Source organism: Polaromonas sp. P1_E11 (genome assembly GCF_056405995.1).
Map to the genome: position 1 here is coordinate 213184 of NZ_JBFUBA010000006.1, position 22310 is coordinate 235493.

A 22310-nucleotide genomic window follows, 5' to 3' on the forward strand; every position below is an offset into this window, starting at 1 on the left:
TTCGCCCTTCGTGCAACATGCCTCAGAAATCGCGAAGAACCGTGTGCGAACTTTTCGAACACCAAAAAGTTCCAGGACTACACGCCGTTATTGTTCCGGTTTCGACAATTGAATGTTCTGCCAATACGCACTTGTGTATCAGCGCTGCGGAACAAGGTTTGATGCATCGGTGAGCCACCTGTTCAAAGCGACTCAGCGATGAAGGCCTCACGGGCAGAACGCCCGTCCCGCCTGTTTTCACAATTGTTCTTAAAGGAAATTCACCATGAAATCGACGAAACTTGTTTCCGCATCCGTTCTTGCCCTTGCAGCGCTCGCCTCGGCGAACAGCTTTGCCCAGGACAGCAACTACCCCGGCAATGAAGTGAGCTCCGCCAGCACCTTGAGCCGCGCCGATGTCCGCGCAGAGTTGGCGCAATCACCGCGCGCGTCATACCAGGTCAACAGCGACAGCAGCTACCCCGGAACCGATGCGACACCCGTTGCGAGTACCAAGACCCGCGCCGAAGTCCGCGCCGAACTGGAGCAGGCACAGCACGAAGGCTACAAGCTGAGCATCGACAACTCCTATCCCAACGACTTCAACGTGCCTGCCGCACACGGCAGGGCACACTCCGCGGGCTAAGCAGCGCCGCACCGCCAGCCAGGCGTGTGCACCTCGCGTTAAATCGCATTGCAACGTCCAGGAAGCCTCCGGCTTTCTGGACGTTGGCCTGCGCGCAGCACGGCCCTTTCTTCCCTGTTGTCCTTCCTGGCGTGCGTGAAGGACATTCAACAAGTCAGCGCTCAAAATTGCCTGGACACGCATATTTGCGAAATCATGTATGATGTACATCATGCGAAACACCAAGATCAACGCCAGAACAGCCGCCAAGGAAGCCTCCCATGAACGCATCGTGTCAGTCGCTGCGCGGGCGATACGCCGCAGTGGCTATAGCGGCACCGGCGTGGCCGACATCATGAAAGAGGCAGGCCTGACGCATGGCGCGTTTTACGCCCACTTCGCGTCGCGCGAGGCCATGCTGGCCGAAGCCGCAACGCGGGCCTGTGCCGAATCGGCTGCCGTGGTGGCGGGTGTTGCAGCCGGCTCGCCGCCTGAACAGGCCATGGCGGCCATGCTGCGCACCTACCTTTCGCCGGAGCACCGGGAGCAGATCGAGATGGGCTGCCCCCTGGCCGCGCTGGGCTCGGAGACGCCGCGCCAGGCGCCTGAAGTGCGCCGCGCGACCACCCGGCACATCAAGGAAATGGTGGATTTCGTCGCCCGCCAGTCACCCGATTGGGGCCAGCCCGGCGCCCACGAGCGCGCACTGGCCACGGTCGCCACCATGGTCGGCACCTTGCTGCTGGCGCGCGTGGCCGACGAGCCCGCGCTGGCGGACAGCTTTTGCGAAGCCGCGCTGAAGCAGCTGGTACCGGTCTCCCACTGAATTCATTTTTTTGAAGCACGCCTGCTTCTTTCTTCGCTATTACGTATGACAGTCATCATGCCAAATTCACCTCACACTGAAAGAACAACACCATGAACACCCAAAACAAAATTGCCCTTGTGACGGGCGCCTCCTCAGGCATCGGCAAAGAGACGGCAGAGCGGCTTGCAAAAGCCGGCTACAAGGTCTACGGCACCAGCCGGCGCGGTGGCCGGGCGGGCGGGCAACCCTTCGAGATGCTGTCGCTGGATGTGACCCAGGACGCATCTGTTGAAGCCGCGGTGCAACAGCTGATTCAGCTTGAAGGCCGCATAGACCTTCTCGTCAACAACGCGGGCTTCGGGGTCGCCCCGGCCGGTGCGGAGGAGAGTTCGATCACGCAGGCCCAGGCTATCTTCGACACCAACTTCTTCGGGATCGTCCGGATGACGCGCGCGGTCGTGCCGCACATGCGCCGACAGGGCGCGGGACGCATCATCAACATCGGCTCGGTGCTCGGGTTCCTGCCCATGCCGTACGGGGCACTGTATGCGGCGACCAAGCATGCGATCGAAGGCTACTCCGAGTCGCTCGACCATGAGCTACGCACGAGGGGCATTCGGGTCTCGGTCATCGAGCCTGCATACACGAAGACGCCGTTCGACGCGAACTTCCTGGAACCCGACACCAAGCTCGAGGAGTACCGCGAGGTTCGCGCCGCCGTGAACCAGCGCGTGAAGGAAGTGATGGCCACTGCGGAACAGCCGGGCGTCGTGGCGGATGTCGTGCTGAAAGCTGCCAGCACTGCTCGCCCCAAACTCCGATACACCGCAGGCGGACTCGCGAGTCGCCTGCGATTGCTCCGCACATTTGCGCCTGCTGGTCTGGTGGATGCCGGGATTCGAAAAGATCTGCGGCTCGACGTGATGCCAACCGTGAAAACATCATGAAAGCATTCATCGTTGAACGTTATGGAAAAAAGAGCAGTTTGCGGTTGACGGACATGCCGAGCCCGGAGCTGCGCGATGACGAGGTCATGGTCCAGGTGCATGCCGCCGGCGTGAACCAGCTGGACTTCAAGATCCGCGACGGCGAGTTCAAACTTATCCTGCCCTATCGCCTGCCTCTCATCCTGGGCCACGACGTCGCTGGGGTGGTCGTCCGGGTCGGCCCACGCGTGCGGCAGTTCAAGCCGGGTGATGAGGTCTACGCGCGGCCCGATGATTTCCGGATCGGTACCTTCGCTGAATTCGTCCCGGTCAAGGAGGCATCCCTGGCGCTCAAGCCTGCGGGGCTCACGATGGAAGAAGCCGCGTCTATCCCGCTGGTGGCCCTAACGGCCTGGCAGGCACTTGTCGAGAAGGCCAAGCTGAAAAAAGGGCAGAAGGTCTTCATCCAGGCTGGCTCAGGGGGCGTTGGCACCTTTGCCATCCAGTTGGCGAAACATCTGGGCGCTACCGTTGCCACGACGACGAGCACGGCCAATGTCGCGCTTGTCAAGAGTCTGGGCGCGGACATCGTGATCGACTACAAGACGCAGGATTTCGAAAATGTCCTGCGCGACTACGACGTAGTGCTGAACAGCCAGGACGGCAAGACGTTGAAGAAGTCACTGCGGGTGCTTAAGCGCGGCGGGAAACTCATCTCCATCTCCGGCCCACCCGATCCGGCATTCGGCAAGGAAAGCAGTGCTCCTGCATTCGTAAAGCTGGTGATGCGCATGCTGAGTTCAGGCATCCGGCGCAGGGCAAAGAGCCGCGGAGTTGACTACGCGTTCCTCTTCATGAAGGCAAGTGGCAGCCAGCTGCGCGAGATCACGCGGCTCTTCGATGCTGGAGTCATCCGTCCAGTGATGGATCGGGTCTTTCCGTTCGAAGCAACCAACGAGGCCCTGGCCTACGTCGAGGCGGGCCGTGCAAAAGGCAAGGTCGTCATCAAGGTCAAGTGAGCCTGTTTTCCCGAATCAGCTTTTCCCACCCACTGGAGTTTTCTCATGCAAATCAAAAACGCTGTTGTTCTCGTCACCGGCGCCAATCGCGGCATCGGCCTGGCATTCGCGCGCGAGCTGCTCGCCCGCGGTGCCCGCAAGGTCTACGCGGCCGCTCGCGACCCCGCCACCGTCACCCTGCCCGGTGTTCAGGCTTTAAAGCTCGACGTCACCAAGCCTGAAGACGTAGCGGCCGCCGCGGCGCTGGCGCCGGATGTCACGCTGGTGATCAACAACGCCGGCATTGCCCAGCCGGGCGGTTTTCTGGCGGCCGACAGCGAGGATGTCGCTCGGCGCATTTTTGAGACCAACTTTTTTGCCGTGCTGCGCATGAGCAAAGCCTTCGCGCCTGTGCTCAAGGGCAACGGCGGCGGCGCCCTGCTCAATGTGTTGTCGGTGGCCTCGTGGGTGAACGGCGGTGAGCTGGCAGCTTATTCGGCCAGCAAGTCGGCGGCCTGGTCGCTCACCAATGCCTTGCGCAGTGAACTGGCGGCGCAAAAGACGCAGGTGCTGGGGCTGCACATGGCCTATGTCGATACCGACCTCACCCGCGGCTTCGAGGTTCCGAAGTCCAGCCCTGAAGACATCGTCAAGCGTGCGCTCGACGGACTCGAATCGGGCGTTGATGAAGTGCTGGCCGATGAAATCACCCAACATGTCAAAGCCGGGATGACAGCGGCCAGGCCCAGCTACCTTCCGCAGGCATCCTGACTTCGAAACCTGGCCGGAGCCTCTGCGCCTGAAGGTTGTGGCCGATGCCATCGCCACGCCAACGCACGGGTGGTGACTCGACGTTCTATGGCTGAAAATGAGGTGCGAGACTGCTGTACAACCCTGCCAGCCGGTCGGCGCGGTTCTGCATCCGCGTGCGCTCGGCCGCTCGCACCTCGAATACGTCAGTCACCCCTGGTGCTCGAAATATTTCCGCCGCTTCGCCCGGGTCGCAGGCCAGCCAGGCCAGCCGGGCCGCGCCCAGCGATGGGCCGACCTCGGCATCCGCATGCCGGACTACCTGCAGACCGGTAGCGTCGGCCAGCATCTGAGCCCAATAGGCATTGCGCGAGCCGCCGCCGATCAGGCTGACGCACGCCAGGCCAGGCTGAACCGACTGCAGCGCGGCAATCCCCTGCGCCATGCCCAGGCACACACCCTCGAGGGTGGAATTCACAATGTCTTCGCGCTGCGTGCCTGCGTGCATGCCGAAGAACACGGCCTTGGCATGCGGATTGTTGTGCGGCGTGCGTTCGCCGTTCAGGTAGGGCAGGAACAGCGGCGTATCTTCACGCAGGCCGCGCTGCTCTGCCTGCGCAAGCAGCACGGCCACGTCGCGCTCTCCCAGCAGCCCCGCTGTGAACTCGAGGCACGAGGCGGCCGACAGCATCACGGACATCAGGTGCCAGGCCTCTGGCAACGCGTGGCAAAAGCTGTGCACCGCCTGCTGCGGATTGGCGACAAAAGAGCCGGTGGCCACGAACACCACACCGGACGTTCCCAGGGACAGCATCGCCTCACCCGGGTTCACCACTCCGGCGCCCAGGGCGCCTGCTGCGTTATCGCTGGCACCGGCTACCACTGGCACTTCGCGCAAGCCCCAATGCTGCGCGACCTCGGGCAGCAGGGTGCCGGTGACCTCGGGGCCTTCGTGCAACCTGGGCATGTGCGCGGTGGACAGGCCGCAAGCGGCCAGGAGTTCGTCACTCCATTCGCGCCTGCCCACATCCAGCCACAGTGTGCCGGATGCGTCGGACAGGTCGGTCGCATAGTCGCCGGTCAGGCGCCAGCGCAGCCAGTCCTTGGGCAGCAGTACTTGCCGAACCCGGTCGAACACGCCGGGCTCGTGTCTGGATACCCAAAGCAGCTTGGGCGCCGTGAAACCCGGCATCATCAGGTTGCCGGTGATCTGCCGCGACTGCGGCACCGCCCGCTCCAGTTCCGCGCATTCCGCCGCCGCCCGGCCGTCGTTCCAGAGGATGGCCGGCCGCAGAACGTCACCGCGCCCATCCAGCAAGGTTGCGCCGTGCATCTGCCCGGTCAGGCCGATGGCCTCGATCTCGCTGCCTGTGCGGCCGCCGCGCCGCAACTCCTGCAACGCGGCACCTACGGCGGCATCGCACGCACGCCACCATTCGGCGGGATGCTGCTCACGCCACAAGGGATGGGGCGCATCCACCGACAGCGGCGCGGAGCCGCTGGCTACCAGGCGGTGGCCACGGTCCAGCACGACCGCCTTGACACTGGAGGTGCCCAGATCAATGCCCATGAACATCGGTCAGTCCTCGAACGGCGTCCACTTGGCCGTGCTGGCCGCGGACTGCACCACCTTCTCGATGAACCGCACACCGCGGGCGCCATCTTCGAGGCGGGGATAGTCGGCGTCCAGCGGATCCGGCGTACTGCCGGATTGCAGCGCGCGGATATGCGCGGCCACCCCCAGATAGACATTGGCAAAGGCTTCGATAAAGGCCTCGGGGTGCCCCGTGGGCAGTCGTGTCGCGCGGCGAGCCGCCTCACCGAGCCACGGCGAGCCCCGCGTCAACATGCGGGCCGGACCGTCGATGGGGGCATGCAGCAGCCGGTTAGGCTCCTCCTGGCGCCAATCCAGCGTACCGGTGGTGCCGAACACGCGCAGCCGCAGGTCGTTCTCGCAACCCACCTCGATCTGGGACGCGATCAGCACGCCCCTGGCGCCGTTCTTGAACCGCAGCAGGACATTGCCGTCGTCGTCAAGGCGCCGGCCCTGCACGAAGATGGTGAGGTCCGCGCAGATGCTTTCCAGCTCCAGCCCCGTCACCGTCGCCACAAGGTTCTCCGCGTGAGAGCCGATGTCGCCGATGGCGCCGGCCACACCGCTGCGCGCCGGGTCCGTACGCCAGTCGGCCTGCTTCTGCCCGCTTGCCTCCAGGTGGGTGGCAAGCCAGCCCTGGTTGTATTCGACGATAACCTTGCGCACCACGCCGATCGCGCCGCGCGCAACCATGTCACGCGCCTCGCGCACCATGGGATAGCCCGTGTAGTTGTACGTGACGCCGAAGATGGAGCCGCTGCGCTCGACGACCCGAACGAGCTCGGCGGCCTCCTCGCAGGTATGGACCAGCGGCTTGTCACACACCACATGGATGCCCGCCTCGGCGAACGCGCGGGCGACGGGGAAATGCACATGGTTCGGCGTGACGATGGAAACGAAATCGATGCGCTCGTCCTTGCTGCGCCGCAGTTCGCCTTCCAGCAGGTCTTCCCAGCGGCCGTGGTTGCGTTCATCCCGCAGGCCGAGGTCGCGGCCCGATGCGCGCGCGCGCTCAGCATCCGAGGACAGCGCACCGGCCACCAGTTCCATCTGCCCATCCAGCGCCATGGCCTTGCGGTGCACAGCGCCGATAAAAGCACCCTGCCCGCCGCCCACCATCGCATAGCGCAGTTTTCTCATGAGCCCGCCATCCCGCCCTGCTTGGCCTTGTCGAACACGGCGTCGAACGCTCCCGCGGCCGGCTTGAAGTCCAGCCGCTTGCTGTAGGCCGCGCTTTCAGTAGCGCCGTGCACGCGGTCCATGCGGCTGTCCTCCCACTCGACGCTCAGCGGTCCGTTGTAACCCACGTCGTTGAGTGCAACGATGATGGATTCGAAGTCGATCTGCCCGCGCCCGACACTGCGAAAGTCCCAGTGGCGGCGCGCGTCACCGAAATTGGTGTGCCCGCCGAAGACCCCCACAGTGCCGTCGCCCCGGCCCCACCACACGTCCTTCATGTGCACGTGATAGATGCGGTCGCCGAATGTCCGGATGAACTTGACATAGTCCACGCCCTGGTAGCCCAGGTGGCTGGGGTCGAAGTTGAAACCGAAACGCTTGTGACCTCCCACGGCTTCGATGGCGCGCTGCGCTGAAGCGATGTCGAAGGCGATTTCCGTGGGGTGCACTTCCAGCCCGAAATTCACGCCACACTGCTCGAACACATCGAGGATGGGTTTCCACCGGTTGGCAAAGTCGACGAAGCCCTTGTCCCAATACTCCTGCGAAGTGGGCGGAAACGCGTACAGCGAATGCCAGATGGACGAGCCGGTGAAGCCCGTCACCACCTTCACGCCCAGCTTGGCGGCGGCACGCGCGGTGTCCTGCATTTCCCGCGCGGCGCGCTGCCGCACGCCTTCCGGATCGCCGTCCCCCCAGACTTGCGGCGGCAGGATGGCCTTGTGCCGCTCGTCGATGAGGTCGCACACCGCCTGACCCACCAGGTGGTTGCCGATGGCGAAACAGCGCAGCCCGTGCTGTTCCAGCAGATCGCGCCGGTCCTGCACGTAGCGATCACTCGCCAGGGCCTCCTGCACATTGAAATGGTCGCCCCAACATGCCAGTTCCAGGCCGTCGTAGCCCATGCTGCGTGCCAGGGGTGCCAGCTCCTTGAGAGGCAGGTCCGCCCATTGCCCGGTAAAAAGAGTGACAGGTCTTGCCATGACTGCCTCAGAACGGGGAATCGGGGAAGTAATACTGCTTGGCGTTCTCCCTGGTCACCAGCACCGACGGGATGATGGTGGTGGCAGGCAGTTTCTCGCCCTTCACCCGCGCGGCGGCCGTGAGTTTCATCGCGTCGGCAATCATGGCGGGAGAGTAGGTGACGTCGGCCGTCACGATCTTGTCGCCGTCCATGACCTTCTTGATGTAGTCCTTGGAACCTGCGCCGCCCAGCACGAGCTTGACATCGGTTCGCTTGGCCTGCGCGATGGCCTTTTGCACGCCGACCGCCATGTCGTCGTCCGAGGCCCATACGGCGTCGATCTGCTTGAAACGGGTCAGGTAGTCCTGCATCACCTTGAAGGCATCGTCGCGGTTCCAGTTGCCATGCTTGGCATCCAGAACCTTGATGTCGGGATAGTTCTTCATCACAGCCGTGAACGCGTCCACGCGCTGGTTGTCGATGACCGTGGGAATGCCCCGCAGTACTACGACGTTACCCTTGCCGCCCAGGGCTTTGGCCATGTACTCGGCCGATACCTTGCCAAAGCCGGGGTTGTCCCCGGCAACGTAGGCGTCCTGCGCATTCACATCCGTGAGGCCGCGGTCGACAACCGTGACGTACACGCCTTTGCCCTTGACCTGCGCGACCGGTTGCGTGAGCGGCGCCGACTCGAATGGCAGGATCACGAGGGTGTCGATCTTGTTGGCTGTGTGCAGGTCCTGCACCTGGTTGGCCTGTTCCGAAGCAGACCCGGCCGTCTTGATGGTGACTTTCAGGCCCGGGTACTGCTTTTCCAGTTCGGACTTGGTCCGGTTGGCCCAGTACACGACCCCGCCTGTCCAGCCGTGCGTGGCGGCCGGTATCGAAACGCCGATGTGGGGCTTGCCCTGGGCTATGGCGGAGGGTGCCGCACCCAGCGCCGCGAGAACTGTGGCGCCTGCGGCCATCAGACTTATCAGTGATTTCATGGTTTGTCTCCTTATGTTGTGAGAAACGGCAGCCTTGCCACCTGTGGGGAACCGGTTACTTGCGCCCGCGCTGGAAGAACGCGACGGCGATGATCACGAAGCCCTGCACCGCCGCGTTCAGGTACACACTGATGATGCTGGTCAGGTTGAGGATGTTGCCGATCACCGAGAGCAGCACGGCGCCGATTACGGTGCCGGTGATGCCGCCGGCGCCGCCGCGCAAGGCGGTGCCACCGACTATGACCGCAGCGATGGCTTCCAGCTCCCACAGCAGCCCGGTGCTCGGCGAGGCCGAACCCAGGCGCGGCACATAGAGCACGGTGGCGATTCCGACGCAGATGCCCAGCAACATGTATGTGAGAACCTTGACGCGGTCCACCTCGACGGCCGCGTAGCGCGCAACCTGCTCGTTGGAACCGATAGCCTGAACGTACCGGCCGAAAGCGGTACGATTGAGAACGAGGCCGCCCAGTAATGCGACGGCGGCGAATACCCACACGGGTACCGGCACCCCCAGCCAGCTGCCGTAATACACCGGGCTGTAGATATCGACCAGTGCACTGTCGAGCGTGATGGCGCCGCCGTTGGAGAAGTAGGTCAGGTAAGCACGGAAAATGCCCAGCGTTCCCAGCGTCACGATGAAAGGCTCGATGCGTCCCTTGCTGATGAGCAGCCCATGGCCCAGGCCGAACAGCGCGCCAAGCACGACAGCGAAGGCCATGCCGGTCACCACGGCCGCCATGGGGTTCCAGCCGGCGCCTGCTGCCGCATTCATCAGCAGGATCGTGCTGCCCGCAATCAGCGCGGCCATGGATCCCACCGAGAGATCAATGCCGCCGGAGATGATGACGAAGCACATTCCCACCGCGATGATCCCGATGAAAGCCGTGCGGGTGAGCACGTTCATCGCGTTGTCGAGGCTGGCGAAGTTCTCGTTGAGAATCGCACCCGCGATGCACATCAGTGCCAACCCGGCCAGCGGCCCGGCTCCGGTGAAAGAGGGCCATCTGCGCAGGGTCGGCCTGACGACAGGCACTGGAGCGGCGGCGGTGTCAGTGGGTTCCAGTTGCATGGGCAATCAACAGTTCTTCGGACAGCTGGTCTTGCGGGAGCTCGGCAACGAGCCTGCCTTGCCGCATCACGAGGACGCGATGGCAAAGGCCGATCAGCTCGAGCAGCTCGGAGGACACGACGATGATCCCGCGGCCTTCGCTGGCCAGCCGCTGGATCAGGAAATAGATATCGCGCTTGGCGCCGACGTCGACCCCTCGTGTCGGCTCGTCCAGCACCACGACTTTAGGGTCGGGCTGTAACACCCGCGCGAGCGCCAGCTTCTGCTGGTTGCCGCCGGACAGGGCGGAAGCCGGTATGTCGGAGCGTTGCGTGCGGATACCAAAAGCCGTGGTCGCGGCCACGAGGGCTGCCTGTTCCCGCTGCGGGTCGAGCAGCGGCTTCGCATAACGCTCCAGCGCCATCAGCGTGAGGTTCTGCGCCAGCCCCATGCGCAGGTGCAGGCCACGGGTCTTGCGGTCCTCGCTGAGATACGTGAGACCCAGCCGTGCGGCCGAACGCGGATTGCGCCGCATCCAGGTTTTGTCTGCCACCTGCACAGATTCCGCGCTGGAGGGGCGCAACCCCAGGAGCCCTTCAAACAGCTCGGTCCGGCCCGCACCGACCAGCCCTGCAAAGCCAAGCACCTCCCCGGCGCGCACCTGGAAGCTTGCGTCGTGGCACCACCCGGGTACGGTCAGGCCTTTCACATCCAGCAGGACGGGCGCGCCGGCCGCCACGGGAAGCCTTCCCGGAAAGAGATCGGCCAGTTCGCGTCCCACCATCAGGCTGGCCATTTGCTGGCGTGTCACGTTCTGTGTGGGCCGGCGAGCCACGAAGCGCCCGTCACGCATGACGACCACCTCGTCGGTGATGCGTTCGACTTCGTCCAGCTTGTGGGATATATAAAGGATGGTGGAGCCTGCCGTTCTCAGTTGCCCGATGAGGGAAAACAGGCGCTCGGTCTCGGAGGGCGTCAATGTGGCGGTGGGCTCGTCCATCACCAGTACGCGTGCGCTCCGGCTGAGCGCGCGTGCGATCTCCACCAGCTGCTTCTCGGCCACGATGAGATCGCCCACGCGGCGCGCGGGGCTGCAATTCAGGCCAACCTGACGCAATGCGGCGCCCGCCTCCCTGGCCATCAGGTCTTCGTCCAGCAGCCCGTAGCGCTTACGCTCATGACCGAGGAAGATGTTCTGCGCAATCGTGAGGTCATCGGCAAGGTTGAACTCCTGATGGATCATCACCACACCGGCCGCTTCGGCCTCGCGCGGCCCCTTGAAACGCACGACATGCCCGCCCACCTCCACCACGCCCTCACTGGCGACCTCGTAGCCGGCCAGGATCTTCATCAGTGTCGACTTGCCGGCGCCATTTTCTCCAAGCACCCCGTACACCCGGCCCGGCGCGAGTTCGAAACTGACCCCATGCAGTACCTGCACGGGGCCAAAGCTCTTGCTCACGTCCTTGAAGCCGACCGTCAAACTCACTGAGTGCTCCTGCGCTCGGTTCTTCAGGCCGCGCCGGCGAAGATCGCGGCATTGACCCGGTTTTCCAGCCACTCCTGACGGCCGCTCACAGGCTTGGGCCGAAGATCGTTGACGAAGGCATGTTCGGCGAGCTGGCTGAGGCTCATGTCGCCCGTGATGATGCGCCGCCCCAGTTCGCCATCCCAGTTCGCATAGCGCTGCTGGCGGAACTGCTCGAGCTCGCGGGACTCCATCAAACGCGCGGCACTCTTGAGCGCCAGCGCCAGCGCATCGATCGCACCCACATGCCCGTGCAGAATGTCAACCGGGTCCATGCTTTGGCGCCGCACTTTCGCGTCGAAGTTGAACCCGCCGCTGCCGATTCCGCCGGCGCGCAAGACTTCGTAGAGTGCCAGCGTAAGGTCCTCCACGCTGTTGGGAAACTGGTCGGTGTCCCATCCGTTTTGCGGGTCGCCACGGTTGGCATCGATGCTGCCGAAAATTCCGAGGGAGGCGGCGGTTGCGATCTCGTGCTGGAAGCTGTGGCCCGCCAACGTGGCGTGGTTGGCCTCGATGTTGAGCTTGATCTCTTTTTCCAGGCCGAACTCCTTCAGGAAGCCATACACAGTGGCGCTGTCGAAGTCGTATTGATGCTTGGTCGGCTCCAGCGGCTTGGGCTCGATAAGCAGCTGCCCTTTAAAGCCGATCTTGTGTTTGTGGTTCACCACCAATTGCATGAATCGGCCCAGCTGCCGGCGCTCGCGCTGCAAATCAGTATTGAGCAGGGTGTCATAGCCTTCACGGCCACCCCACATCACGTAGTTGGCGCCGCCAAGCTGCTGGGTGGCATTGAGTGCGCTGAAAACCTGCGTCGCCGCGTACGCGAAGACGTCGGGGTCCGGGTTGCTCGCTGCGCCGGCTGCGTAGCGGGGGTGGCTGAACAGGTTGGCAGTCCCCCATAGCAATGAAATGCCGGTTTCTTTCTGCTTCTGGGCGAGCACATCCACCATCGCCGACAGATTGCTGCGGTACTCGGCCAGGTTCGCGCCTTCCGGCGCCACATCGGTGTCATGGAAAGTGTAGAACGGGACATCCAGCCGGGAGATCAGGCCAAAGGCCGCATCCGCCTTCTTCCGCGCCATCGTCAACTCGTCTCCACCGGTATGCCAGGGCCGCGCAAACGTGCCCTGTCCGAAGACGTCGCTGCCGGGCCACACGAAGGTGTGCCAGTAGCAGACCGCGAGCCGCAGGTGCTGTGCCATCGGCTTGCCCAGCACGAGCGCGTTGGCGTCGTAATGGCGGTAGGCCAATTGCGTTGCGGCCTGAGGGCCTTCATAGCGTACGGGTTCGATGGATTCGAGAAAGTTCATGTTTGTGGTGGGTAACAGCTTCCAATGGTCCCATCCTAGAACCGCCGGACTTCGCCCGCGATTGCGAAATTCGCGAGGATGGCTTGCGAAATTGCTTTCTGCAGCGCAGCAATCTCTCCGATATGCCGGTATCCTCATGGTCAACCGACCCGACCATGAAATCGTCAATACGTCAAAGTGGCCCCACCGTGCTGCGCGTGGCATTGCTCTTCCATGCGAGCAAGGTGTACGACCGCGAGATCATCACGGGCATCGGCGACTATGTGAACCACACGCGTGTCGCATGGGATCTCTTCCTTGAAGAGGATTTCCGCTTTCGGCTTGACGGCATCCACGACTGGGACGGCGACGGGATCATCGCGGACTATGACGATCCGGCAGTGGCACACGCTCTCACAGGGGTACGCGTACCTGTCGTCGCCGTCGGGGGCTCCTACGAGGATCCCGCGTGCTACCCCGTCAATGTGCCGTACGTTGCGACGGACAACCGCGAACTGGTCGCGCATGCGCTGACCCACCTGGTGGAGTCCGGGCTTTCCCGCTTTGCCTGTTACAGCCTGCCGGAATCGCCGCTCAACCGTTGGGCCCAGGAGCGCGAGAAAGCATTCACCGCCCGGCTTGCCCGCGATGGGCTGACTGGTGAGATCCACCGGGGCCTGGCAACCAGCGCGCCCACATGGGGTAGCGCGACAAGAAGACTGCTCTCCTGGCTGAAAAGCCTGCCCAAACCCGTTGGCATAGTCGCCGTCACGGACGCGCGCGCACGGCAGTTGCTGCAAGCCTGCATCGTCGGCGCAATCGCGGTTCCCGACGAAGTCGCCATCATCGGGATCGATAACGACACACTGGGCCAGCACCTGACGAGAATCCAGCTCAGCTCAGTCAGCCAGGGAACGCACGAAATGGGCCATCGCGCGGCGCACCTGTTGCACCAGGCCCTGGGCGGCTCGCCGGTGAACGACGTGCGTGTGGTCGTGCCTCCGGCCGGCGTGCATTCACGCGCGTCCACCGCGCGCGATGTCGAACACAGCGCAACCGTGATGCGCGCTCTCCATTACATCCGCCAATACGCCTGCCAGGGCATCAAGACGGAGCAGGTTGCCGAAACGGTGGGGCTTTCGCGCTCATCGCTGGAGATGTACTTTCGCCGCGAGTTGAAACGCTCCGTCCACGACGAAATCCTGCAACACAAGTTGCAGCGTTGCTTTCAATTGCTCAGCAACACGCAAATGGGCATCGATGACATCGCGCGGGCGAGCGGCTTTCGTTCCGTCCAGTACCTCAATACAGTGTTCAAGCGGGAACTCGGGGCAACGCCGGCTTCATGGCGGGAAAGCCGCCGGAGCTGAGCCGGCAGCTTCTCTGGTCCGCTACGCCTTGTGCCGGCGATAGAACGCGAGGGCGTTCTTGAACATCACGTTGTCGCGCACGCCGGCACCGAACGGGGCCAGATACGCCTCGGCGATGGCGATCTGTGCCTCAAAGGTCCCATGCAGGGTGATTACCGGCCAGTTGCTGCCCCAAATCAGGCGGTCCTTGCCGAACGCGGACATCAGTACGTCGAAGTGCGGCTTGTAGGAAGCGAGGTCGGTGGGAGACGGAAAAACCACGTCGCCGGGAGCGTACATGTCATAGAACGACGAAAACTTCATGTACAGATTCGGGCACTCGCTGGCGAGGCGGCGAACGTCGGATGCCCAGGTGGGGTCCACCGCCGGCCCGGTTGCGCCGCCCAAATGGTCGATGATGATGCGCAGATTGGGCACCGCGGTACAAAGCGCCTGCACCTGGCTCCTCGGGTTCTTGGTCCCCCGGCTGATGATGTCGAACGTCATACCGCGCGCTGCCAGGTCGCGCAGGCTGGTGAGCTGTGCCGCACTGAGCGTGATGCCCTCGGCCGGGCCGGTGAGATAGCCGCGGATTCCCACGAAGCGCGGGTCCGCTGCGAAACGCGCGAGGTCAGCGGAAAAGTTCGGCGCGCCAATCTCGAGGTTCCCGACGAAGAACGCGTAAAACGGATCGTTCCTGGTGAGGTCGAGGACCCACTGGTTGTCCTGAACGATGCCGCTCGCTTCCACGATCCCGGCCGCCACCACGCCCTGGGACCTGGCGAATGCGCTGTACTCCGGCGGCAGCACGTCGCGGAAGATCGGCCCTTCCGCCGCTGTGGGCCATGGCACACCGCCGGGCCGGGCCACTTGCCAGAAGTGAATATGCGTCTCGACGATGGGCCGTTTGCCGGTCGGGGCGTTGCGCTCGGCGGATTCGATAGCAGCCTGCAGCGCCTGATCGATGCCACCACGCCCCCCGCGCCCCGCTGCGAGCCACGTCATGCCAGCGGCGCCGCCGCTGCCGCGCAGTGCCTCAGGCCTTCGCTTACTGTCTCCTTCATGGTCTTCTCCTTGTCGGGTTGATGGGTGTTCCGGAACGAACCCTGTCACACGGTAAGCCAGTGGTAACTGACACATTGTTGACGCAGATCGAGGCGCTATTGGACCGCGACACGCCTCCGGCAGGATGCGCGGATCAGGGTATGACCGATATTACACATGCGTCAATATTGGCCTGACCAATCAAGACCGCAGGCCTGCGAAGCCCGCCAAGAAGAAAAAATGGATCGGAAATACCCGGCACTCCCAACCAGGTGGTTTTCGCTCCATGCAAGCGCCTGAACGCCGTGTCCAGGAGAGAAGCGGAGGGAATGCCACGCCGGCGTCGTAGAGAGCCGCCTGGCCAGAGCGGCCACCCTCTCTAATCGGTGAAGGCTCGCGCCCGACGCCAGGCCCACTTGCTTTCCTGCCGGCTTCACCACGTCGTTTGCAGCAATGTCTTTTCTCCTCTGAAGCGCACAGCCAGGAGGGCAATTCGGGAATCGATATAGCTTGCAACCCATACGAATTCGTGTATGAATCAAACCAAAAACATGATCGCCAAAGCAGAGCCGGCTTGCTATCATCCGCGCCTTTCAGAGGGCCCGAATGCAACCAGATTCTTCCGGACTCCTTCTCGTCACGGGTGCCACCGGCAAGGTGGGCCGCGCGTTCATCCAGCGAGTGCTGGAGGACGCCAGCCTCGAGCGCTTTCGCGTGCGGGCGCTCTGCCACAACCGTGTGTTGCAGCCCCGCGAACGCCTGGAGTGCGTGCGAGGCTCCATCCAGGATCGCACGGACGTGCAGCGCGCGCTCGAAGGCGTGACACACGTGCTGCACCTGGCCACAAGCAAGGAAACGCCGGACGAGGTGATGGATGTCGCCGTCAAGGGCATGTTCTGGTTGCTCGAGGGCTGCCGGACGAGCACCACCTTCCGGCAATTCGTGCTGGTCGGCGGCGACGCCGCTGTCGGGCATTTCCACTACGCGCACCCCGTACCGGTGGTAGAAAGCCAGCCGCATACCGCTTACCCTGGATGCTATGCCCTGTCCAAAGTACTGGAAGAAGTAATGCTCCAGCAGTACCAGGTCCAGTATGACCTGAATGGCTGCTGCCTGCGTGCACCCTGGATCATGGAGAAAGACGATTTCCGCTTCACCTTGTCCTTCGGCGACGACGTGTTCGGAGGCCCGCGCTGGCGGGACCTGGTGACAGAGAGCGAAGCGCGCGACCATGTACGCAGCGGCGCCGTCCCGGTGATGCTTGATCCGGATGGGCAACCGGTGAAGCGCAACTTCGTCCATGTGTGCGATCTTGTGGATGCCATCTTGCTGGCCCTGGACGCACCACGCGCCCGGCAGCAGCTAATGAACGTGTGCATGGACGAACCGCTCGACTATGGCGAGCTTGGCACATACCTGGCACGCACGCGGGACCTGCCGCTCGTGCCAGTCCGCACACCCTACCGCTCCACATGGCTGGACAACACCAAGGCGAAGTTCCTGCTGGGCTGGCGCCCCCAGTTCGACATGGCCCGGATGGTCGAGTCCGCGTGGACGTACCAACGAGCGCCCGACGATCCTCGCGTGGTCTGGTACCCCGGCTGAGTTCAGCCGCCCGTTACAGCACCGGGCGGTCCGTAAGGCAAGAGTGCTGCACCCGATCGAACAGATACGAAGACAGGAGACACAAGATGAACCCGATGAAACGACGCAGCTTTGCCGCCATCATGGCGGCCGCCGGCCTGGCATACGCCTGGGCGATACCGGCCAGGAGCCAGGGGAAAGGCAAGAAGCTGGTGATCGGCTTCGCGCAGACCGGTGCCGAAAGCGAGTGGCGCACAGCCAATACCGACTCCGTCAAGGCCGCGGCCAGCGCGGCCGGCTATGAACTGAAGTTCTCTGACGCGCAGCAAAAGCAGGAGAACCAGATCAAGGCAATCCGGTCCTTCATCGCCCAGAAGGTGGACGTCATCATCCTCGCGCCGCTCGTCACGACGGGCTGGGATACCGTGCTGCGGGAGGCCAAGTCCGCCAAGATTCCCGTCATTCTGGAAAGCCGCAGTGTGGTGGTGAAGGATCCCTCCACCTGGACCACCTTTGTGGGTTCGGACTTCGTCGAGGAAGGCCGGCGCGCCGCGCAGTGGTTGCTTGAGCACACCAAGAGCACCACCGGCGACGTGAACATCGTCGAACTGCAGGGCACCGTGGGTTCCGATCCCGCGATCGAACGGAAGAAGGGCTTCGAGGAAGGACTCAAAGCCAACCCGCGCTACAAGATCATCCGCTCGCAGACCGCCGACTTCACCCGCGCCAAGGGCAAGGAAGTCATGGAGGCCTTCCTCAAGGCTGAAGGCAAAAAGGTCAACGTGCTGTACGCGCACAACGACGACATGGCCATCGGCGCGATTCAGGCCATCGAGGAAGCGGGTATGAAGCCGGGCAAGGATATCCTCGTAATCGGCGTGGATGCGGTCAAGGGCGCCTTCGAGGCGATGATCGCCGGCAAGATGAATGTCAGCGTGGAGTGCAACCCCCTGCTTGGTCCCCAGCTGATGGAAGCGGCAGCCAAAGCCGCCGCCGGTCAGACGCTGCCACGCTGGATCAAGTCGATCGAGGGTGTCTTCCCGGCCGAAGTGGCTGCCAAGGAATTCCCGAACCGCAAGTATTGACACTGGCCGTCGCGGCCCGCTGCAAACCACAGCGGCGGGCCCAGCTGCGGCTCATTATTCTCAAAGTCGCCGCGATGTCGTGAGCTACACCAGACTGCGTGCCCAGACACCAGACGTTGTCAGGTAGCAGGCGTACAGCGACGTCGTGGCCGTGATGAAGAGGCGGTTACCTCGCTGCCCGCCGAACTCTACATTCGCCACCGGCTCGGGAACGAGGATCCGGCCAAGCAGTTCACCCTGCGGCGAGAAGCAATGCACGCCGTCTCCGGCGCTGGTCCACACATTGCCGCGCAGGTCCACGCGAAGGCCGTCCGGTATGCCCGCATCCACGGTGGCGAAGACTTCACCGCCTCGCAGCCGGCCGCCAGCAGCCACTTCAAACACTCGAATATGCCGCGGCCCCTGCGGGTCATGCGATGCCCCGGAATCCGCCACATACAACCGCATGCCGTCCGGAGAAAACGCCAATCCATTGGGCTGCACGAAGTCCGTGGCTGCGGCTTCCACTCGCCCGCTCCCGGCGTCGACCCGAAACACGTAGCGGCCACCGTACTCAGGCCCGGCCGTGTAACCCTCGTAGTCGGACAGGATCCCGTAGGTTGGGTCGGAGAACCACACAGCGCCATCTGGCGCTACAACAGCGTCATTCGGTGAGTTCAGCCGCCTGCCTTCAAAGGCGCTTGCGATCACGGTGCGCCTGCCATCGAGCTCGGTGCGGCTGATGCAGCGTGTGCCATGCTCGCAGCTGATAAGGCGGCCTTCGCCATCTCGCGTATGGCCGTTGGCGAAGTTGGAGGGCCTGCGGAATTCCACTACGCATCCATCGCCTGCGCCGTCGGGCACCCACCGCAGGATGCGGTTGTTGGGGATGTCGCTGAACAGCAGGAAGTCGCCAGCCGGGAAATACGCGGGGCCCTCCGCCCAACGCGTGCCGGTGAAGAGCTTTTCTAAGAAACCGTTCGGCGGAACCAGTTCGCGAAAACGCGCATCGTGCAGCAGGAAGTCGCCCCGGATGCCATAGCGGTCAGCCAAGATCACCTCACCCTGGCCGAACGGCCATACAGCAGCAGCATGCACAGGATCAGCGTGCCGTAGATGATCTGACGGCCCGCCTCGGGCATCTGCAACACCGCAAGCACGCTTTGCAGCAGCACGATGAACACCACGCCCGCAACGGTGCCCAGGTAGCTGCCGCGGCCGCCCAGGATGTTGGTGCCGCCCAGTACGACCGCGGCGATCGCGGGCAGTACGTAGGGATCCCCCATGGCCTGGTAGGCGTTGGCCGAATAACCGGCAAGCAGGATGCCGGCGAGCGCTGCCAGAGCCCCGCAGGCCACGAAGCACAGCACGATGACCCTGCCGGTGCGCACGCCAGACAGGTAGGCGGCGCGCTCGGTGTTGCCGATGACGTACACGTAGCGGCCGATGGCAGTGCGCGTCAGCACCAGGTAGAACAGCAATGAGACGGCCACCCAGGTCCACACGGCATTGGGCACACCCAGCGTCCTGCCCACGCCCAGGGCGCGCATCAGCTCGGTGGCGCCGTGCACCGGTGCGTGCCCGCCTGAGTAAAGGACCATCAGACCCTGTAGCACGGCGTTCGCGCCCAGCGTGAAAATCATTGAAGGGATGCGCAGGATCGCCACCCCCAACCCATTGACCAGGCCGATCAGCGCGCCGCAGGCGATGCCCGCGGGGATCGCCCAGCCGGCGCCATAGGTGGCGCCGGCTGCGGCGGCCATCATCGCTCCGGTGGTGATGGTCCAGGGCACCGACAGGTCAATGTGGCCCAACAGGATGACGGCCATGAGCCCGGCGGCTGTGATGCCAAGGAAGGCGGCGATCTGCAGTTGCAGCAGCAGGTAGCCCGGCATCAGAAAATTGCTGTTGACGACACTGGCGGCCAGCAGAAGAGCCAGCGAACACAGGGCCACCATGGCCGGGGGATTCAACAGCAGTCTGTGGAACACACGTTTGCTGGTGGCGGAGGAACGCAGGGTGTCAACGGAGAGGCTGGTCATCAGAACAGGTCCAGGCGGTTTCGCAGGCGAAGCACGTGCAGCGCGCCGACGCACACAGCAGCCAGGAGGATGAGTCCTTCGAACAGCGGCTGCCAAAGCGCGGGCGCATTGAACACGAACAGCAGGTCGCCAATGGTGCGCAACACGAAGGCACCCAACACCGATCCCACCATACCGCCTGCGCCCCCATAGAGCGAGGTTCCGCCGATCACGACCGCCGCGATGGAATTGAGGGTGTACAGGCCCGCCTGCGGCGAGCTGGCCTCGCCCGACAGGGAGATCAGCGACAGCAGCAACCCGGCAAGCCCGGAAAGCAGTCCCGCGGCGGTGTAGGCGATGAATTTGGCCCGCTGCGACGGAACGCCCGAAAGATAAGCCGCCTGCTCGGAAGACCCCACGGCATAGCAGGCGCGGCCGATGACCGTGCGCCTGAAGGGCATCCAGCCCAGCACGATGACCACGGCCAGCAACACCAGCGTTGTGGGAATCGTGCCGAAGAGACGACCGGTCAGCGCGTCTGACAAGCCCTCGCTGACCTCCCCGCCCGGCGCAGGACGCAGCAGCAAAGCCAGGCCGAAAAACACTGCGCCCGTGGCAAGCGTGACGATGATCGGCTGCAGGCGTCCGAACACGACGATTGCGCCATTCAGGGCACCGGCCGCCGCCCCGGAGGCCAACACCAGCATCACCCCGAGCGCCACTTGCCAAGGTGCACCGTTCACCACGACGGAGGCCAGGCAACTGGTGAGCACCATCACCATCCCCACGGAGAGGTCCAGGCCGCGCGTAATGACAGGCAGGGTCTGGGCCATCGCAACGATGGCCAGCAGCGCCGCCTTGTTCGAGGCCGTGGTGACGATTCCGACCGAAATCGAGCGCGGATGCTCTAGCAGGAACAGCGAAAACATCAGGATGAACACCACCAGCGCACCCAGCGGACCACTGTTGCGGCGCAGCCCTCGCAGCCATTCTTCCCTGTTCATGTGACAGCCTCCGGTTCGGTCGAAGCGAGGGATACATTGAGGGATGAGGCCACAATCGCCTGCTCGGTGATCTCCTCCCCGACAAGCGTGCGCGCGATGCGTCCTTCGTACATGATCAGGACGCGGTCCGCCAGGCCGATCAGTTCTTCGTAGTCGGTGGAGTAAAGCAGGATGGCCACGCCCTGGGAAGCAAGCTGGCGCAACAGGACATAGATTTCCTGCTTGGTGGCCACATCGATGCCGCGTGTGGGATCGTTCAGCAGGAGCACGCGCGGCTGGGTCATCAGCCACTTGGCGATCACCACCTTCTGCTGGTTGCCCCCGGACAAGGTCTGCACCGGATCTTCCACGGAACCGATCTTGATGCGCAACTTGTCCACCATCTGCACCACGGCCGCCTGCTCGGCCACCGGGCTCAGCAAGCCGCAGCGCGTGAGCGCCTCCAGCCGGGCAAGGCTCGCATTCTCACGGATACTCATGGGCAAGACCAACCCTTCGGTCTTGCGATCCTCCGGGATGAGGGCGATCCCCAGCCCGGGTTGCTTGCATATGTGTGGCGCCAGATTGGTGACCGGTTGATCAAAAACCTCGATTTCGCCGTGCACACCCTTAAGCACGCCGAAAAGCGCCAGCAGCAATTCGCGCTGCCCCTGTCCGTCCAGCCCTCCCAGGCCGACGATCTCGCCTCGCAGGATCTCCAGCGAAATGTCCCGGAGGCTGGGCTCCCAGCCCAAGGACTTGACCGTGACAGCCGGTCGCGCATCCGTGGCCGGACCGGTCTTGGGTGGGTACGACTTGGCAACGTCACGGCCGATCATGAGTTGCACCACTTCAGCGTCGGACCGCGTGCCGTTGGCAAACGTGTCGACGCGGCGACCACTGCGAAAGACCGAACAGGTACCAGCGAGCGCCTTGACCTCGTGCATGCGGTGCGAGATGAACAGCGCCGCGACGCCCTGGTCTCGCAGACTGAAGAGCAGCCGGTACAGGCGTTCCACGTCTTCGCTGCTGAGGGCGGAGGTCGCCTCGTCCAGGATGAGCAGGCGCGGCTGCGCGCCTAGCGCCTTGGCGATCTCGACAACCTGCCGGCGGGACAGCGGCAGGTCGCGCACGCGGTCCATGGGGTGAATGTCGCCGCAACCCAGCAGGGAAAGCAGCTCGGTAGCTCGCTCTTGCTGAGTCTTGGCGTCGATCAGGCCGTACTTCATCGGAGGCCTGGACAGGAAAATGTTGTCGCACACGGACAAGTCCGGGACCAGCGACAGTTCCTGGAACACACAAACGATGCCGCGCTCGCGCGCGGCGTTCGGAGAGTCCAGCCGCAGTTCCTTGCCGTCCAGCAGGATGCGGCCCGCGTCGGGCTGGACCACGCCGGCGATGATCTTGATCAAGGTCGACTTGCCGGCACCGTTCTCGCCCAGAACAGCGTGGATTTCACCTGCCGTACAAGCAAAGTCCGCGCTGTCAAGCGCACATACGCCGCCGTAGTGCTTGGTGATGCCCTGGAGTTCGAGCAAGGGGTTCTGGGTCACGGAAAGAAAAGCCTCCAAACAGGAAAAAAGCC

At 63.6% G+C, this 22310-nt stretch carries 20 protein-coding genes; 8 read left to right on the forward strand and 12 right to left on the reverse strand.

Going from position 1 to position 22310, the window contains the following annotated elements; genetic code table 11:
- Positions 1-265 precede the first annotated feature (265 nt).
- The 5 genes from AC1D11_RS19495 (at position 266) to AC1D11_RS19515 (ending at position 4107) form a co-directional block, all read left to right on the forward strand.
- A complete protein-coding gene (locus AC1D11_RS19495; protein ID WP_477647072.1) occupies positions 266-625 on the forward strand; it encodes a DUF4148 domain-containing protein in 360 nt (119 codons plus the stop codon).
- A gap of 199 nt (positions 626-824) precedes the next feature.
- A complete protein-coding gene (locus AC1D11_RS19500) occupies positions 825-1430 on the forward strand; it encodes a TetR/AcrR family transcriptional regulator (RefSeq protein WP_477647073.1) in 606 nt (201 codons plus the stop codon).
- Between the two features lie 92 nt (positions 1431-1522).
- Complete coding sequence (locus AC1D11_RS19505) at positions 1523-2359, forward strand: oxidoreductase (protein WP_477647074.1); 837 nt, start codon at positions 1523-1525, stop codon at positions 2357-2359.
- Complete coding sequence (locus tag AC1D11_RS19510; protein ID WP_477647075.1) at positions 2356-3357, forward strand: NADP-dependent oxidoreductase; 1002 nt, start codon at positions 2356-2358, stop codon at positions 3355-3357. The genes AC1D11_RS19505 and AC1D11_RS19510 overlap by 4 nt, the downstream gene beginning before the upstream one ends.
- A gap of 45 nt (positions 3358-3402) precedes the next feature.
- Entirely contained in the window at positions 3403-4107 is a 705-nt protein-coding gene (locus AC1D11_RS19515) for an SDR family oxidoreductase (RefSeq protein WP_477647076.1), read from the forward strand.
- Between the two features lie 85 nt (positions 4108-4192).
- On the opposite strand, the gene xylB is transcribed toward AC1D11_RS19515, so the two are convergent.
- The 7 genes from xylB to xylA are packed head-to-tail and all read right to left on the reverse strand — an operon-like array spanning position 4193 to position 12701.
- Positions 4193-5662, reverse strand: coding sequence for a xylulokinase (gene xylB / locus AC1D11_RS19520; protein ID WP_477647077.1), 1470 nt, complete (start codon positions 5660-5662; stop codon positions 4193-4195).
- A gap of 3 nt (positions 5663-5665) precedes the next feature.
- A complete protein-coding gene (locus tag AC1D11_RS19525; RefSeq protein WP_477647078.1) occupies positions 5666-6820 on the reverse strand; it encodes a Gfo/Idh/MocA family protein in 1155 nt (384 codons plus the stop codon).
- Positions 6817-7842, reverse strand: a complete 1026-nt coding sequence (locus AC1D11_RS19530; RefSeq protein ID WP_477647079.1) for a sugar phosphate isomerase/epimerase family protein — start codon at positions 7840-7842, stop codon at positions 6817-6819. The genes AC1D11_RS19525 and AC1D11_RS19530 overlap by 4 nt, the downstream gene beginning before the upstream one ends.
- A gap of 7 nt (positions 7843-7849) precedes the next feature.
- Entirely contained in the window at positions 7850-8812 is a 963-nt protein-coding gene (locus AC1D11_RS19535) for an ABC transporter substrate-binding protein (RefSeq protein WP_477647080.1), read from the reverse strand.
- Positions 8813-8867: 55 nt separating this feature from the next.
- Positions 8868-9884: an ABC transporter permease gene (locus AC1D11_RS19540; protein ID WP_477647081.1), complete on the reverse strand. Its 1017-nt coding sequence runs from the start codon at positions 9882-9884 to the stop codon at positions 8868-8870.
- A complete protein-coding gene (locus tag AC1D11_RS19545) occupies positions 9865-11352 on the reverse strand; it encodes a sugar ABC transporter ATP-binding protein (RefSeq protein ID WP_477647082.1) in 1488 nt (495 codons plus the stop codon). The genes AC1D11_RS19540 and AC1D11_RS19545 overlap by 20 nt, the downstream gene beginning before the upstream one ends.
- 23 nt (positions 11353-11375) lie before the next feature.
- Positions 11376-12701, reverse strand: coding sequence for a xylose isomerase (gene xylA / locus AC1D11_RS19550; protein ID WP_477647083.1), 1326 nt, complete (start codon positions 12699-12701; stop codon positions 11376-11378).
- A 155-nt stretch (positions 12702-12856) separates the two neighbouring features.
- Here xylA and AC1D11_RS19555 point away from each other — a divergent pair, with 155 nt between their 5' ends.
- Positions 12857-14050 carry a XylR family transcriptional regulator gene (locus AC1D11_RS19555; RefSeq protein WP_477647084.1) on the forward strand — a complete coding sequence of 398 codons (1194 nt, stop codon included), beginning with the start codon at positions 12857-12859 and terminating at the stop codon, positions 14048-14050.
- A gap of 21 nt (positions 14051-14071) precedes the next feature.
- Here AC1D11_RS19555 and AC1D11_RS19560 read toward each other — a convergent pair whose 3' ends face one another.
- The gene (locus AC1D11_RS19560) at positions 14072-15034 is read right to left on the reverse strand and encodes an amidohydrolase family protein (RefSeq protein ID WP_477647085.1); all 963 of its coding nucleotides are present in this window, start codon (positions 15032-15034) and stop codon (positions 14072-14074) included.
- A 645-nt stretch (positions 15035-15679) separates the two neighbouring features.
- Here AC1D11_RS19560 and AC1D11_RS19565 point away from each other — a divergent pair.
- Positions 15680-16678 carry an NAD-dependent epimerase/dehydratase family protein gene (locus AC1D11_RS19565; RefSeq protein WP_477647086.1) on the forward strand — a complete coding sequence of 333 codons (999 nt, stop codon included), beginning with the start codon at positions 15680-15682 and terminating at the stop codon, positions 16676-16678.
- Between the two features lie 86 nt (positions 16679-16764).
- Positions 16765-17742 (forward strand): ABC transporter substrate-binding protein, encoded by a 978-nt coding sequence (locus AC1D11_RS19570; protein WP_477647087.1) that lies wholly within the window; start codon positions 16765-16767, stop codon positions 17740-17742.
- 84 nt (positions 17743-17826) lie between these two features.
- Here the strand turns inward: AC1D11_RS19570 and AC1D11_RS19575 are convergent, their stop codons facing one another.
- Genes AC1D11_RS19575 through AC1D11_RS19590 form a run of 4 tightly spaced genes read right to left on the reverse strand, consistent with a single transcriptional unit; the run spans position 17827 to position 22278 of the window.
- Positions 17827-18774, reverse strand: coding sequence for an SMP-30/gluconolactonase/LRE family protein (locus tag AC1D11_RS19575; RefSeq protein ID WP_477647088.1), 948 nt, complete (start codon positions 18772-18774; stop codon positions 17827-17829).
- 2 nt (positions 18775-18776) lie between these two features.
- A complete protein-coding gene (locus AC1D11_RS19580) occupies positions 18777-19763 on the reverse strand; it encodes an ABC transporter permease (RefSeq protein WP_477647089.1) in 987 nt (328 codons plus the stop codon).
- A complete protein-coding gene (locus AC1D11_RS19585) occupies positions 19763-20746 on the reverse strand; it encodes an ABC transporter permease (RefSeq protein ID WP_477647090.1) in 984 nt (327 codons plus the stop codon). Before AC1D11_RS19585 ends, AC1D11_RS19580 begins: the two co-directional genes overlap by 1 nt.
- Positions 20743-22278, reverse strand: a complete 1536-nt coding sequence (locus AC1D11_RS19590) for a sugar ABC transporter ATP-binding protein (RefSeq protein ID WP_477647091.1) — start codon at positions 22276-22278, stop codon at positions 20743-20745. Before AC1D11_RS19590 ends, AC1D11_RS19585 begins: the two co-directional genes overlap by 4 nt.
- Positions 22279-22310 lie beyond the last annotated feature (32 nt).